Origin of the sequence: Vibrio cincinnatiensis DSM 19608, from assembly GCF_900167345.1 — a bacterium.
Classification (GTDB): Bacteria; Pseudomonadota; Gammaproteobacteria; order Enterobacterales; family Vibrionaceae; genus Vibrio; species Vibrio cincinnatiensis.
Window position 1 is genome coordinate 159,759 of sequence record NZ_FUXB01000003.1, and the last position, 16,127, is coordinate 175,885.

Consider the following 16,127-nt stretch of genomic DNA (forward strand, 5'->3'; position numbering starts at 1 on the left):
TTTCGCTGAATCCGTCTCTAAACTAGGGTGACAGTGTAACCCTGCCATGATTAAGTTTCAATTATCGGCATAAAAAAACACGATACAGATCATTAAGCATAACAAAGCTATTCGTTGCTAGGGTTTTTCTATATAATTTCAGTCCTTTTAATCACTTCGATGACTCAATGACACAAGATATCTGGCGTTTAGTCACGCCCCAGTATGACGATTTTGACTTGTTATTTGCTCAGTTTGAACAAGCCCCTGTCTATTCCTTTTTTCAGACTCAGCATCGCCTTTCTCAAGCAATAGAGCGTTTCATACAAATACAGGGCTTTAGCCGAGTTTTGCTTATTAATGCGCCAGATAATTCTATCTACCGCTCTTTGATCCAAGAACAGATACAAAACAAGCAGCCGCAGGTGCCCGTCATTAGAACGGAAACTTTAGATATGCCTGTACTTTTTGGCCAGATAAAAGCTGATGAAAATGGACAAGTTATCACTCAAACGTCGGGGTTGTTAGAGCAAGCTCACAATGGTTATCTCATTGTTTCGGCAAACTTGTTGCTAACAAACCCTCGCTGTTGGTCACAGCTAAAATCAGCTTTACTCGGAGAAAATATATCCCCAATCAATTGTGACAAACGATCACTGTTATCGTCTTTGCCTCACCAATCCTATAACATTAAATTAATCATTGTCGGTGACCGCCATCAACTTGGTGATATTGATTTCTTGGATGCGGATATTCATGCCGGATTGTGCTTATTTAGTGAGTTAGAGTTAGACATAAAAATAGATCATAGCTCTATCCCTCTCTATTTGGGCTATCTTCGTTGGATTGTTGAACGTTATCACTTGCCTTTATTAACCAAAGAAGCGATTGAAGCAGTGATGACCGCTGGAGCAAGATACACGGAAGATCAGCATTATGCCCCGCTCTGTTTAATGTGGCACCGAGCTTTGCTTGAAGAGGCCGCCATTGAATCTCAAGGAAACATCATTGAGCAATCACACGTAATTCAAGTGGTTGAGTCCCGTTATTATCGGTCTTCTTATCTACCGGAGCGGGCGCTGGATGATATTCTTGACGGGCAAGTTATTATCGAAACTCAAGGTCAACAAGTAGGTCAAGTGAATGGTTTAACGGTGATTGATGTAGCCGGACACCCTATCTCTTATGGTGAACCCGCTCGAATTTCTTGTGTTATTCACTTTGGTGATGGTGATATCGCCGATGTTGAACGTAAAGTGGAATTGGGTGGGAATCTACATGCGAAAGGTATGATGATTATGCAAGCCTTTGTGAGTAGTGCGCTTGATTTAGATGTACCTTTGCCTTTCTCTGCTTCTGTTGTATTTGAGCAATCTTATAGTGAAGTGGATGGGGATAGCGCCTCGCTGGCTGAGCTTTGCTCTTTAGTGAGTGCACTCTCTGAATATCCGATAGATCAACAAATTGCGGTAACCGGTGCCGTTGACCAATTTGGACGAGTTCAAGCCGTTGGTGGGTTGAATGAAAAGATTGAAGGTTTTTACCGAGTCTGTCAGCACCAAGGTTTTACTGGGCAGCAAGGAGTTATTTTACCCAAAAGTAATTTAAAACATCTAGCCCTACATCCCCAAGTCGTGGAAAGTATTAAAAATGGACAGTTTTCTATCTGGCCGGTATCAACGGTTGATGAAGCGATTCCCATTTTAATGAGTAAACCATTTAGAGGCGATGATGACGAAAGTGTGATCAGTAAAATTGCTGATCGAATCGCCTATTTTGAAAAAAACATTCAGCCACATGGACTGCTAGAACGGATCAAAAACTGGTTTGTCTAGTACTGATCGGAGTTGTTTAGCGTACACCTGTTCTCTAACATGCTTCCTATTAGAAATTGGAGTAGTAAATAATGAATAACAAACGTGATTCATACAATCGTGATGACCTTCTTGCCTCTAGCCGTGGTGAATTATTTGGTGAGGGCTATCCACAGCTACCTGCACCTAATATGTTAATGATGGATCGAGTGACCAAAATGTCAGAAACCGAAGGAGATTTCGGTAAAGGGCTGATTCTTGCAGAGTTGGATATTTCCCCTGATCTTTGGTTTTTTGATTGCCATTTCCCCGGAGACCCGGTGATGCCTGGTTGTTTAGGGCTGGATGCTATGTGGCAACTCGTCGGTTTCTTTCTTGGATGGGTGGGTGGAAAAGGTAAAGGTCGTGCACTCGGTGTTGGGGAAGTTAAATTTACCGGGCAAATACTCCCCACAGCGAAAAAAGTTACGTATGAAATTCATATGAAACGAGTCGTTAACCGTAAATTAGTCATGGGGCTTGCCGATGGCCGCGTTCTTGTTGATGGTAAAGAAATTTATGTTGCTAAAGATCTTAAAGTGGGTCTTTTCCAAGATACTTCAGCATTTTAAATTTGATAGGCGGCGTCTTATTGCTGCCTTATTTTAAGAATAAAATGTGTAATGATAGTGCGCTAGGATAAAAGCAAAAAGCCCCTTTCGGGGCTAAGATCCATAGTGTATGTGGAAAATTATTTATAGAGACCAGAGTGTTTGTCATCTCTAGCATCACGCCAACCACCTAACCAATATGAACGAGCGTCCGTTTGTTGATAAGGACACTCATCAGGGGAACGACCGTTCAACCCTGCTTTATATCCTTGAGATTGCGCTCTTTCTAGGCGATCACGCTTTTGTCTCTTCATAGTGCTGTCCTCATACGGTAACTTGTGTCTAACATACAACTATTAAAGCCATGTGGTATCTTTATGACCACATCATTAAGAATCGGTCAAAAAAACGTCTTTCTCAAGTCAAAAAAAAGCACAAGTCCAAATCTGTGAACTTGTGCCCTATTTGACAAATTATCGTTACTTTCTACGGAACCCAAATAGCCCCAATAGAATCAAAGCCCACAGCCCTATCGCAGCACCTGTACGTTCGGTAGATTGCTCATCGGTACCTCGCTGAACAATATCAGCGCTCGTTGCGCCTGCGATTGGAATAAGCTTAACCGCAACCGTAGTTTCTTGATTACTACAGGTAGCATTGTGAGCAGTAGAATCATAACCGCCGTTACATTTAAATGCGGTTGCCGCAATAACACCGGCATCATTAATATCGGTCGCATCAATAATGCGGTATTGGTTATTGGTATTTGAGAGATCGCCACCATTGGTAAGATCATCTAGCCACCAAGCTTGGTTATCAAAGATAGCTCGACGATCACTTTCGGTACCAGTACTATTATATGGGTAAATGAAACCGCGTTTACGACGTGGTTTACCACTGACTTCACGAGTGTTATCGGCATCAATTTGGCCAACCATTTCATTATAGTTATTAATTGCGCCAGCTTTTCCCCCTGCACCATCGAAGAAAATCCCTCCCGATAAGAATGCAGCGGTTGGTGAATCCGCAGAAACATCGGGAACAATAAACAGTCGATTATTGTATGCGCCTTTATCAACACTGGAGCGTTTTGCTTCACCAATAGCGATTAAATTCTCATTTACAGAAGTCAAAAGAGAGTTAGTATGGGTTTTATCCCCACTTGTCCCACCATTGGAATAAACTGTAGCCCCTTTAACTTCAACGGTTTTACTCTCACTAAGACTACCATCCCCATCAATGCTCAATAAAGAAACACTCGCTTGCATATAGTGATACTTTTCATAGAAAGTATTAAACCCGACAGCATAGAGAAGATCTGACTCAGAAATAACAAAATCTCGGAGGCTACCTTGCGCTAAAAGCTGATCTCGTTTTGCTGCAACACCTGACCCCCACGATACCTGAATAGCATCAGTGCTGTTCTTCCAGATCGCCCCTTTCGAAGTATAGTAATCCCCTTGGCTATTTGTATTCGCAGTAGCAATGCTACCGACGGTATAAATACCATCCGTTTTCCAAGCTCGAGTCTGCAGCCCCTCATTGATAGTCGTATCTCCAACAATCGCTTGAACTGAATTTCGCCGATACCCTGTCACATTTCCAGGTTCAGAAACAATACCGACAGGATCTCCATCTTTGTTTAAACTATTAATAACGATATTTTGGCTATCATCTAATAAGGGGCCAGTGTAATTCTCAATAAAGGCTATCGAATTGGGTATTGTACTTCCCTTTATTTCTGCAGACCAAAGATTCCAACGAATGGATGCCCATGTATCACAAATTGAATAGCCAAGTTCACTGCTACAATAGTTTTTAAAATCATTATTATCTTGTACATAGATAAACCTATTATCCAGCCGAAATGGGGCTTCTTCTCGGTAGCTAAGCCCATCGACCGCTTCACCGGCATGAGCTTCAACTAATCGCGTTTCTCCGGCTAGTAAAAACTCCGAACACGAATCATCACCAAAGCAGCCTAACGAAGACTCTACCGTACCTGGCTGAATGGCGACACCATAACTACTCTTATAATCAAAGTTTGTTGATGGGCTAACCTCAACCACTTTATAAAGTGCAGCGGATGCTGAGGTTGAAGCTAAAATTGCGGCACTCACCAACGTCCGTTTAAACGTATTACTACTCATTCGTTTCATTAACTGTCCTGTTGCATTGCTTCAAGCTCTTCCCAACGCTCAAAAGCAATCTCAAGCTCCTGCTCATAAGCAGCCAGCTTATCTAAAATGGGTTGGGTAATCTCTACAGCTTGGCTGAAAAAGTTGGGATCATTCACCTGTGACTGTAGCGTTTCAATTTGCTCTTCTAGATGCTCAAGTTGGGCTGGCAAAGCTTCCAACTCGCGTTGGAGTTTATAGGATAACTTCTTCGCTTTAGGCTTTGATGATACAGCTCTGGGCGTTTGCTCAATAGCTGGCTCAACTTTCTGTACTGCACCTTCACTTGCTCGAGTTTGTCGTACTTGTTGACGTTGTTGCTGAGCATCATGATAGCCACCAACAAATTCTTCAATTTCTCCGTTACCTTCAAAAATCCAACTTGTGGTCACAGTATTATCAACAAACTCACGGTCGTGGCTAACCAATAATAATGTGCCCTGATAGTTGGCAAGTAAATCTTCTAAAAGTTCCAATGTTTCGATATCTAAATCGTTAGTGGGTTCATCAAGTACCAATAAATTATTCGGTTTTAGAAAAATTCTTGCCAGTAATAGGCGGTTTTTTTCTCCGCCCGATAAGGCTTTAACCGGCGTTCTTGCGCGCTTAGGCGCAAATAAAAAGTCTTGTAAATAACTTAAGGCATGACGTTGACGCCCTGCCACTGTCACTTCCTGTTTTCCATCCGCCAGATTATCAATCACTGTTTTTTCAGGATCGAGTAACTCACGATACTGATCAAAGTACGCGACGTCCAATTTTGTGCCGCAGTGCAATCGACCGCTATCAGGGGTCAGTTCACCCAGTAACAGCTTAAGTAAAGTGCTTTTCCCACAACCATTCGGGCCAATCAGTGCAATGCGATCTCCCCGCATAATATTAAAGCTAAAGTTACGAACAATCGGTTTGCCTTGAATTGAAAAGTTAAGGTTTTCCGCTTCAAATACAATTTTTCCTGAGCGAGCTCCATCATCAATTTTAAGATTCACTTTACCTTGAACTTCACGTCGCTCGCTTCGTTCTTGTCGTAACTGTTTTAAGGCTCTCACTCGGCCTTCGTTACGTGTTCTACGGGCTTTTATGCCCTGACGAATCCAGATCTCCTCCTGAGCCAACTTTTTATCAAACTCAGCATTTTGCATCTCTTCTACACGCAATTGCTCTTCTTTTTCAACCAGGTATTGATCATAATTGCCAGGAAAAGAGTTCAGTTTTCCTCGGTCTAAATCCAAAATACGAGTGGCCATTGCTTTAATAAACGTACGGTCGTGAGAAATAAAAATGATGGAACCACGAAAATCTTTAAGGAAACCTTCCAACCATTCAATCGTTGTGACATCTAAATGGTTAGTCGGCTCATCAAGAAGCAGAACATCGGGCTCGCATACCAAAGCGCGTGCTAAAGCCGCTTTTCGTTGCCAACCTCCGGAAAGTTCACTCAGTTTCGTCAGACCATTGAGTTTTAACGCCGTGAGAACATTATTAATTCGGTCTTCAAATCGCCAAGCACCAGAATGTTCCAGTTGCTCTTGAACCGTGGATAATTTCTTAATATTGGCGTCAGTTGGCGAATGAGTCACAAGATCAAGCAGATCGTTATAGATCTTAAGTTGTTCCCCTGCTTCTTTTAAGCCACCTGCCACATAATCATACACATTACCTTGTTGGTCACGTGGCGGATCTTGTTCTAAACGAGAAACAACGACATCTTGCATGATCTGCATTTTGCCATCATCCATTAAAATCTCGCCGGCTAACACTTTCATCAGTGTCGATTTTCCGGCCCCATTACGGCCAACAAGACAAACACGTTCATTTTCTTGCAAAGCAAAGTCTGCATGATCCAATAAAGGGTGGTCACCGAACGCCAGTAACCCGTTATGAATGGTAATTAATGCCATTATTTTCTAACCACTGAGTTAATTCATTAAAATCGAAAGGCCAATTGAGTTCAACGCCTTGAAATTCGACCACAGGTATGGTGACACCGTAACGAGAGAATAGCTTATCGTCAAAAGCAATATCCACAATAGTGATCGGATCGGCAATATTCGCTTGTGTCAGCAGCTGATAAGCTTGCTCACACAAGTGACAGCCCGAGGTACTATAGACAGTGATCACACTCGCCCCTGCTCTTGTGGTTTATGGGTAATTAACCAGCAGTTATGGATTTGCTTGTTACGCTCAAAGTCCATGGGTAATGTCTGAGCTGAAATATTCTGCGCAAGCAAATCAAGTTCATCCAACTGTTCCATATCCATCTTAAAATGGCGCTTATTATTAGAAAATACGATGGTTCCACCGGGGCGTAAAATTCGTTTAAGGTTTTCCATCAATAGAATGTGATCTCGTTGCACATCAAATGTCTGCTCCATGCGCTTTGAGTTGGAAAAAGTAGGAGGATCAATAAAAATTAAATCGTAGTATCCTTTCGCCGAGCTTAGCCATTGTAAACAGTCCGCTTGTTCATACTGATGTTGCCGCCCGACTTGCCCATTGAGCTTCATGTTTTCTTTCGCCCACTCAAGGTAGGTTTTTGACATATCGACCGTCATGGTGGATTTAGCTCCGCCACAAGCGGCATGAACCGTTGCCGAGCCGGTATAAGCAAATAAGTTAAGAAAGTCTTTTCCTTTGGCCATTTGTGCAAGACGACGTCGAGTTAACTTATGATCTAAAAATAGCCCCGTATCCAAGTAGTCATGCAGGTTAACCAACAATTTGACCCCGTATTCATTCACCGTGAATGTCTGAGACTGCTGAGCTAATTTTTGGTACTGAGCCGCGCCTTTCTTACGTTCACGCACTTTGAGTACCACGTTATTTGCATCGGTGCCTGTCACCTGAATCGCAGCACGAATGATGTCAGTTAAGCGACGTTTAGCTTTTTCTTCAGGAATCGTTTTGGGCGGCGCATACTCTTGGATGACGAGTTGATCTAAATAAACATCAATAGCGACGTTGTACTCAGGAAGATCTGCATCATAGATCCGATAGCAGTCTAACCCTTCTCGTTTTGCCCACTTACTGATTTTTGTGAGGTTCTTTTTCAATCGATTAGCGAAATCAGGGGCAATGAGTGACGGGCTTGATGAATCCGTTAATTGAGAAGTATCGCGCTCTGCAATCGTGTAGTTTTTTTGGTGACAAGGTAACGCACCATTATTCAATTTAAACTGCTTTTCTGCCCGCATGCGCAAACAACTCAGTAGTTCATCAGAACTTGAAAAGATAGAAGCCTGACAGCCACCAAACTCGGCTTTTAACTGCCCACCAAAGGCAGTATAGAGAGCAATCAAACCGGGATGAGTACCTAACCGTTCACCATAAGGTGGGTTACATATGATCACACCATGCTCAAAACCTTGTGGACGAGTCAGTTTTGCTGCATCAGCTAACTCAAATTGAATCAGTTCATCAACCCCTGCTCGTCGGGCGTTTTCTTTTGCCATTTGCAAAACACGAGGGTCATTATCAGCCCCAAAAAACTTAGTGCCAGTTTTTTTGACACCCTTACGTGCTTGAACGGCCGCTTCTGATTTTATCTCTGCCCAGAGTTCAGGTTGAAAGTCTTCTAAAGCTTCAAAGCACCATTTTGCTCTTTTTAAGCCGGGAGCGATATTGGCTGCCATCATCGCCGCTTCAATTAATAAGGTACCAGAACCACACATGGGGTCGAGCAACGGGCGGCTTGGCTCCCACCCACTACGAAGAATAAGGGCGGCAGCTAATGTTTCTCGTAAAGGAGCGCGACCAGATTCTGGACGATAGCCACGAATATGTAACCCTGCCCCTACCATATCAATACCGAGTAAGGCTTTTTCTTTGTGGAGTCGAACGTGAATCCGAAGATCAGGTTGATCTTTACTGATCGATGGACGAGGCAAGTTCTTCTTACTAAAACAATCGACAATGGCATCTTTAACTTTCATGGCACCGTATTGGCTATTACGGATTTCACGGTTAGTACCATTAAAGTCCACAACAAATTTCTTCGAACTATGAAAGTGATTAACCCAGTTAACTGCTGTCGCCGATAAGTATAAGTCCATATCATTCTGACAAGTAAATTCAGCAACTACACGTACGAATCGAGAAGCAAGCCGGCTCCATAAACAGCAGCGATAAATATGTTCGTTGGAGGCGGTAAACTTAACTCCGGCTTGAACAGGTTTGGCATCAGAAATCCCTAATTGGGTTAGTTCTTCTACTAATAGGTTCTCAAGACCATTGGAGGTCACCGCTAGATATTGATTCATAGTGTTCTTTAACTGCTAAAAATGGTTTCAGATTATAGCTGACAACTAAAGGTCATGGCTAAATTAAACAACGAATTTTACCAAAAAAGCCTTAGGTTGTTTAATCATTAAGCAGTTAAACACTTTAACAATCACCCAGCTCTCTTGAAAAGGGCTCATTCCAAGTTGAATAAAAGCAACCACCATTTCCACTCGACTCACTTATCCCTTCTGATGAATTAGTTACCTTTTGACTAAACCTAAAGAGAAGTGAGTATTTATTCACCTTAAATTTGGACTATACCAATTAGATAATGTCGCTGTAATTTAACAACAAATGTAGGTAAAAAGGGAATTTTTATGGATATTTACGGGTTTCACCGCTTAAGGGGTGTCACGTCTGATTAAAAAAGAAGAGAAAAAATGCGCAGAATGTCGCCTTCTCCAACGGCGAGTCGTAGAGTTTTAGCCACACTATGTCGAATTTAAAACAAAAAAAATCGGCGAAACGCCGATGGGAAATGAAACAAAGGAACGAAAATAACTAGGGAAACTAACCAACCAAAGCAATAAGCTCGGGTTGCAAAATATGATTAGCCAATGCCATTCTGTCATGCATCACTTTGATCACCTGCCCAAATTCTAATGTTTTAGACCCATTTAAAATAAATGGTTGGCGATCAACCAAAGCACATAAGCTCGCACACTCTCCTACTTCGAGAACAATGAAATAACCTTGGCTATAACTGTTAACCAAACTCACCATATCCCCTTCTTGAGGCGCTAATTCCTCACCCGATTGTTGGTAATCAAAAAACCAACTTCTTGGCTGAACAGGCTTATGGAAGCGTTTCGCCGCGACACAGTACAAGATTAATTCAACTTTACGTGGTTCAGGCAATTCTAAACCACTAATACACTCTTTATAGGTTTGGTAATCCGATGCATCATCAACAGAAAAATGATTGTCTGAAAATGCGCAATCAACCAGTAAATTTCGACTAAGATTCGTGCGAAACACTATCTCCTCACCGAGGTCGAGCATCAAATAGCCTTCGCTATCTGAATAGTACCAACGCCATTTATCATTGGGTTTTAGCATTATTCTGGCTCTCTATTTACCGGGATGGTCAAACGATAAGGTAAACCACGTCATTACCTTCAGTTATCTATTAGAGCCATTTTAGGAAGGGGATAATAAAAAAAAAGAGGAAATGAATGATTCACCTCCTCTGAAAGTCACCTTGTCACTTTTAAAAAGTGATTAAAAATATGACCTTTCACATTTCGTACTTGCCATCAATTATAAATTTTTGACAATATCACTCACAAGTTTAGGGCCTTGATAAATAAAGCCACTATAAACTTGAACTAGCTTGGCCCCAGCAAGTAGCTTTTCTTTCGCTGAGATATAAGAATCAATACCACCTACACCAATGATGGGAATTTGTTCACCCAGCTCTTGATAAAGCTGCTTGATCACTTCTGTGCTGCGAGATTGCAATGGCCGGCCACTTAACCCCCCTGCCTCATTAGCGAATTTCATCCCTTCTACTAATGTTCTATCCAATGTGGTATTGGTCGCAATCACACCATCAATATGATATTTCAGTAATGACTGGCAAATCTGTTTTAACTCTTCCTCGGTTAAATCTGGCGCAATTTTCAATGCTAGCGGGACATACTTATTGTGCCGTTCGGCCAATTCTGTCTGTTTGGCTTTCAAGGTTGACAGCAATTCATCAAGCGCTTCACCATATTGTAGAGTGCGCAGCCCCGGTGTATTGGGAGAAGAGATGTTAATAGCAATATAACCCGCATAAGGATACACTTTATCCATGCAGATCAAATAATCCTCAGCCCCTTTCTCTATTGGTGTATCTTTATTTTTCCCGATATTGATACCGATAATACCGTCATAATTGGCTTTTTTAACATTCTCTATCAGGTGATCCACCCCAAGATTGTTAAATCCCATACGGTTGATGATTCCCTCCGCATGTACCAAGCGAAATAATCTCGGTTTGTCATTGCCGGGTTGAGGACGAGGAGTTACAGTCCCAACTTCCACAAAACCAAACCCCATTGCTCCAAATGCTTCAATGCATTCCCCATTTTTATCAAGCCCTGCCGCTAAGCCGACGGGATTTTTAAAGGTGAGTCCCATACATTCAACAGGACGTTGAGGTAGGTGTTGACGATAGAAGAGATCAAGAGGTGTACCAGTGAAACGTTTGAAATTTTGAATGGCGAGATCATGCGCCTTTTCAGCATCCAGTTGAAAAAAGCCAGCTCTGGCTAAGCGGTAAAGCATACTGCCTCCGAAAGAAAAAAGCCCCGAATAAACGGGGCATTATTATTGACTTATTCGGTTAACAATTCAATGCTTATTCTGCCCCCTGACAATTTAAGCTGAGCAGCATTAATTCACGCATAGCCACTGAAAATTTTGCAAATTCATGTACAGACCCGACTTTAAATTCATTGAGGATCGTCTCCCAACGTTGTAATGCTTCGGTATTATTTTCAATCCAGCGGTCTAAAGCGTTAAGCAGATCAGAGGATTCTACACAACGGAAACACGTTAATACCTGCGCGGTTAACTGACGCTGTTGCCAGTCCAAATCTTCTCTGAAAGCGGCTCGGGCTAAAGCCTGCCAATGATTATCTACCGTCTGCTGATTAATCTGTTTTAAGAACCAGTGTAATGACAAACGATCCCCTAAGTTGAAATACAGTTTAGCAACTTGATCTACCGGAAATTGTTTTTCATGTGAGATGATCGAAATATCCAAAGCCGAATATAAGCTCGATAAACGTGCCACATAGTGTGCGACTTGATTATTGGCGCCTTGTTCGATCCAGCTTTGAGCAAGAATATTATGTTCTTCGACTTCGCTTTCGACTAAGGCATGATCCAGTTGTTGCCTTATGTGTTGAACATCCACTTGATAATGTTCAACCATCGTCTGGACCGAGACTTTTCCCATACGATTTCGTAATAACCAACGTGATAATCGACGCAATGTTCTACGGACTTGGAACATCATGTCGTATTGCACCACGCTAGTGGCTTGGTTATCGAGTAACCGAATCTCTTTTAAGACATGCTCTAACTGATAAATTTCCCGAGCTGCCACATACGCATTTACGATTTCTGTAACGTGTGCCCCCGTTTCTTCTTGTAAACGAGTGACAAAGTTACACCCCATTTCATTCACCATCTGATTTGCCAATGCAGTAGCGATGATCTCTTTACGTAATGGGTGTTCTTTCATTTCCCCCTCATAGTGACCGCGTAACTTTGAGGGAAAATAATGAATCAATTGTTTGGCATGAAATTCATCATTCGCTATTTCATCACAGGCCAACTCCTCTTTCAGTCGCATTTTACTATAAGCAACTAGAACAGCGAGCTCTGGACGAGTTAAAGCCTGCCCTTGTTTTTCCCTTTCAAGCAACGATTCATCATCTGGAATATGCTCTAAATGCCTATCTAAATAACCCGCTTTTTCCATATGATGAATAAAACGAATTTGCTCTTTTACTGTTTCAATACCAAGAAACTCGGTAACTGAGATAGATTCTGATTGTATATAGGCATCTTCGATAACAATCGCTCCCACCTCCTCTTCCATAGACTCAAGCAGTTGGTTACGCTGTTTTATGGTTAGATCACCACTGGCAACTAAGTTATTTAAGAGAATTTTGATGTTCACTTCATTATCAGAACAGTCAACCCCTCCCACATTATCAACAAAATCGGTATTCACACGCCCACCAGACAAGGCATATTCCACTCGTCCAAGCTGGGTCATACCAAGGTTTCCACCTTCCCCAATAATTTTGGCTCTGACTTCCTCCCCATTAATGCGAACCGTATCATTGGCTCTATCTCCCACATCAGAATGGGATTCGCTAGATGCCTTAATATAAGTACCAATTCCGCCATTCCAGAGTAAATCGACCTCCATCTTTAGGATCAACTTAATCATTTCATTGGGAGCAAGCGAACTTTTCGTGGTTGCCAACATCTTTTGCATCTCAGGAGAGAGAGGAATGGCTTTAGCCTTGCGGGAGAATACCCCGCCACCTTGTGAAATTAAGGCCGGGTTATAATCTTCCCAACTGGAACGAGGTAACTGAAATAAGCGCTGACGTTCTTGCCAACTCACTTGAGCATCTGGGGTGGGATCAATAAAAATATGCACATGGTTAAAAGCCGCTTGTAAACGAATATGCTGAGAAAGCAACATTCCATTTCCAAACACATCGCCGGCCATGTCACCAATCCCCATAGCGGTAAAATCTGTTGTTTGGCAGTTAATGCCTAACTCACGGAAATGACGTTTAACCGACTCCCATCCCCCTTTTGCTGTGATCCCCATAGCTTTATGGTCATACCCATTGGAACCTCCAGATGCAAAAGCATCTCCTAGCCAAAATTGATAATCGGCCGAGATGGAATTTGCTAAATCAGAGAAAGTTGCCGTACCTTTATCCGCGGCAACAACAAAGTAAGGATCATCCTCATCATGGCGAATAACATGACTAGGTGCGGTAATCTGCCCATCCACAATATTATCTGTAACATCTAATAACGCTTGAATAAAACGTTTATAACAGCGTTGCCCTTCTGAAAAGATTTCATCTCGCTGAGTCAAGAGTGGCTGCCTTTTACAGATAAATCCCCCTTTGGCCCCCACGGGTACAATGACGGTATTTTTTACTTGTTGTGCTTTAACAAGCCCTAAAATTTCGGTACGGAAATCTTCTTGTCGATCAGACCAACGTAAACCGCCACGGGCAACTTTACCTCCTCTCAGGTGTACACCTTCAAGATCTGGGGCATAGACAAAGATTTCAAAAGCGGGTACGGGTGCGGGGATATCTGGAATCTCTCGTGGTGTTAACTTTAGAGCAAGACAAGTTTTAGGTTTTTCATTGTTATCCAACTGGAAATAGTTGGTGCGTACCGTTGCACCGATCATGTCCATATAACGGCGCAAAATACGATCATCATCTAAGCTTTCAACATGATCCAATTGCTCGGTTAATGTTTGGATGAACTCGGCTTGCGCTTTTTCTCTCCCCTTACAACTAGGATCAAAACGGCACAGGAATAAGGCGACAAGAGCTTTAGCCAGATCCGGATAATGATTCAAGGTTTCTTCAATATACTGCTGGCTAAAAGGAAAACCGACTTGACGCATATAACGGGCATAAGCTCTTAAAATAGAGACTTCTCTTCCTGTTAATGCCGCCCCTAACACAAGGCGGTTAAATCCATCACTTTCTAACTCACCTTGCCAAATGGCAGAAAAAGCTTGCTGAAAACGCTCTTTGGCTTCACGAAGATCCACGTCATTGTCGCTTTTATGCAACATGGAAAAGTCTAAGATCCAATACCTTTGGCCATTGTTTTTTCTGATTTCATAGGGGGACTCTCCAATGACACGCAAACCAAGGTTCTCCAGCATTGGCATAACATCAGACAGATGGATGGGTTCATCACGATGGTAAAGTTTAAGTCTAACGGCCTTTGAGGTTTTTTGTTCTTCTTGAGGTCGATAGAAGAGCATGCCTAATCGATTTTCTTCACTTAACGCTTCAAGATATTCGAGATCAGAAACCGCAGAGCCAGGCATTACACTTTCTTTATAGGAACGAGGAAAGGCACTTAAATAGGCTTTAGCCAGAGGAAGCCCTTGGCTTTCTCCAAAATTGGCGATAATCGCTTGAGAGAGTCGGTCATCCCAACTGGTTGATGCTTCCATTAAATTCTGCTCTATTTTTTTTACATCAATATTGGCATTATTGTTTTCAACCCGCACAATATAGTGCGTTCTTGCCAGGGGACTTTCTGAGAAAAAAGTTGTAAATTCAACATCTTGCTTACAACCAAAATAATCTTTTAAAATACGTTGAGTCTGTCGCCTTAACTCGGTGTTATAACGCTCTTTGCTAACATAGACCATACAACTGAAGAAGCGTCCAAAAGGATCTCTTCGCACAAAAAGACGAATGAGATCTCTATCTTGCATTTGGACAACCCCCATCCCGACCTCTAATAGATCATTCTCATTCGCTTGAAGCAGTTCATCACGGGGATAATTTTCTAAAATATTATGTAACGCTTTATAGGCATAGGAACCGGTTCGGTATCCACTGGCAGATAAGATTCGCTGCACTTTTTCTCGAATAAGGGGAATACTTTCTACCGTTTGATTGTAAACGGCGGAAGTGTATAACCCAGTAAAACGATGCTCTCCAATCACCTTACCGTGTTCATCAAATTTTTTTATTCCAATATAGTCGGTATAGGCTGGGCGATGAATGCGTGACTGTTTATTCCCTTTGGTCAAAATCAACAAAAATGGTTTTTTTGCTTCCACGCGTGCAGCATCAGAAAATTCAGAGAGCTTCACTTTACGCACCCGTTTCTTCTCTGAAAATAGCCCTAAACCGACTTCTTGTGTCGGGTGCAACTCGGTGTCCCCTTCCACATTAACTAAATCAAACTCTTTGTACCCCATAAAGGTAAAGTTGTGATTACCAAGCCAACGTAGAAAGTTTAGGGTTTCTTGATAATGCGAAGCTTCAACTGGAATCTCTTTTTTCTGCTGTTCGAGCTGTTCAATTACTTGGTTAAGTTTACTCGCCATCGGTTTCCAATCTCGAACAACCAGTGTCACATCTCTTAGCATGTTTAATAGCTCATCTTGCAACGCAAGCATCTCTTTTTCACTGGATAACTTATCAACTTCTATGTGAAATAGAGATTGTAATGAACCTTTCCCCTGATTAAGGCTATTAACCGATCCTTTTTTATCATATTCAATATGAGTGGGACCATTAAGCATCAGGTGACAAGTTAACCCCTGACGGCTTAAGGCCATCTTAATTGAATCCACTAAAAATGGGCTATCGGGTAAAACAATTTCCACAATGGTATGAGTCGATTGCCAGCCATGTTTACTCACCGTAGGGTTAAATACACGAACCGACAAGGCTTCTGAATTTTTTTCACTGATATGGTGCCAAAGGCTCACTAAAGCACCATAGAGATCCGATTCATTTCGTTTAGCTAAATCATCTTGTGCCACATTACTAAATAGATGCTCTCCAAGTTGATTAACCAGAGGCTGTTGATCAAGCTCAAGTTTGTCTTGAATGAGCTGATAAACTTTTTCAAGGAGAACCGGCATCAAACCTTCACGCGCAGTCATAAGCGACTCCAAATATTAGAATTATAAACAGGTAGGGTATGAGGTAAGCATAGTTGCTACTTACGGTAATGCGATGAATATTGTAAAGGTTTGCTAACCG

General features: G+C 42.1%; 10 protein-coding genes. 2 read left to right on the forward strand and 8 right to left on the reverse strand.

All coding sequences use genetic code 11. The features are described from left to right. Positions 1-167 precede the first annotated feature (167 nt). Together B5D54_RS03610 and fabA are read left to right on the forward strand one after the other, a co-directional pair. Positions 168-1,814, forward strand: coding sequence for a S16 family serine protease (locus B5D54_RS03610; protein WP_078925115.1), 1,647 nt, complete (start codon positions 168-170; stop codon positions 1,812-1,814). A gap of 71 nt (positions 1,815-1,885) precedes the next feature. Continuing rightward, positions 1,886-2,404, forward strand: a complete 519-nt coding sequence (fabA, locus tag B5D54_RS03615; RefSeq protein ID WP_078925116.1) for a bifunctional 3-hydroxydecanoyl-ACP dehydratase/trans-2-decenoyl-ACP isomerase — start codon at positions 1,886-1,888, stop codon at positions 2,402-2,404. 119 nt (positions 2,405-2,523) lie between these two features. Here fabA and rmf read toward each other — a convergent pair whose 3' ends face one another. The 8 genes from rmf to B5D54_RS03655 form a co-directional block, all read right to left on the reverse strand. Continuing rightward, positions 2,524-2,697 (reverse strand): ribosome modulation factor, encoded by a 174-nt coding sequence (rmf, locus tag B5D54_RS03620; protein WP_078925117.1) that lies wholly within the window; start codon positions 2,695-2,697, stop codon positions 2,524-2,526. A 165-nt stretch (positions 2,698-2,862) separates the two neighbouring features. After that, positions 2,863-4,533 (reverse strand): DUF3466 family protein, encoded by a 1,671-nt coding sequence (locus B5D54_RS03625; RefSeq protein ID WP_078925217.1) that lies wholly within the window; start codon positions 4,531-4,533, stop codon positions 2,863-2,865. Positions 4,534-4,541: 8 nt separating this feature from the next. Beyond that, a complete protein-coding gene (locus B5D54_RS03630; protein WP_078925118.1) occupies positions 4,542-6,461 on the reverse strand; it encodes an ABC transporter ATP-binding protein in 1,920 nt (639 codons plus the stop codon). Beyond that, positions 6,439-6,681: a glutaredoxin family protein gene (locus B5D54_RS03635; RefSeq protein ID WP_078925119.1), complete on the reverse strand. Its 243-nt coding sequence runs from the start codon at positions 6,679-6,681 to the stop codon at positions 6,439-6,441. The genes B5D54_RS03630 and B5D54_RS03635 overlap by 23 nt, the downstream gene beginning before the upstream one ends. After that, positions 6,678-8,819 carry a bifunctional 23S rRNA (guanine(2069)-N(7))-methyltransferase RlmK/23S rRNA (guanine(2445)-N(2))-methyltransferase RlmL gene (gene rlmKL, locus B5D54_RS03640; RefSeq protein WP_078925120.1) on the reverse strand — a complete coding sequence of 714 codons (2,142 nt, stop codon included), beginning with the start codon at positions 8,817-8,819 and terminating at the stop codon, positions 6,678-6,680. The genes B5D54_RS03635 and rlmKL overlap by 4 nt, the downstream gene beginning before the upstream one ends. A gap of 532 nt (positions 8,820-9,351) precedes the next feature. Next, complete coding sequence (locus B5D54_RS03645; RefSeq protein ID WP_078925121.1) at positions 9,352-9,900, reverse strand: cell division protein ZapC; 549 nt, start codon at positions 9,898-9,900, stop codon at positions 9,352-9,354. A 201-nt stretch (positions 9,901-10,101) separates the two neighbouring features. Next, positions 10,102-11,112 (reverse strand): quinone-dependent dihydroorotate dehydrogenase, encoded by a 1,011-nt coding sequence (pyrD, locus tag B5D54_RS03650; protein WP_078925122.1) that lies wholly within the window; start codon positions 11,110-11,112, stop codon positions 10,102-10,104. Positions 11,113-11,185: 73 nt separating this feature from the next. Beyond that, a complete protein-coding gene (locus B5D54_RS03655) occupies positions 11,186-16,027 on the reverse strand; it encodes an NAD-glutamate dehydrogenase (RefSeq protein WP_078925123.1) in 4,842 nt (1,613 codons plus the stop codon). Between the last annotated feature and the right edge of the window lie 100 nt (positions 16,028-16,127).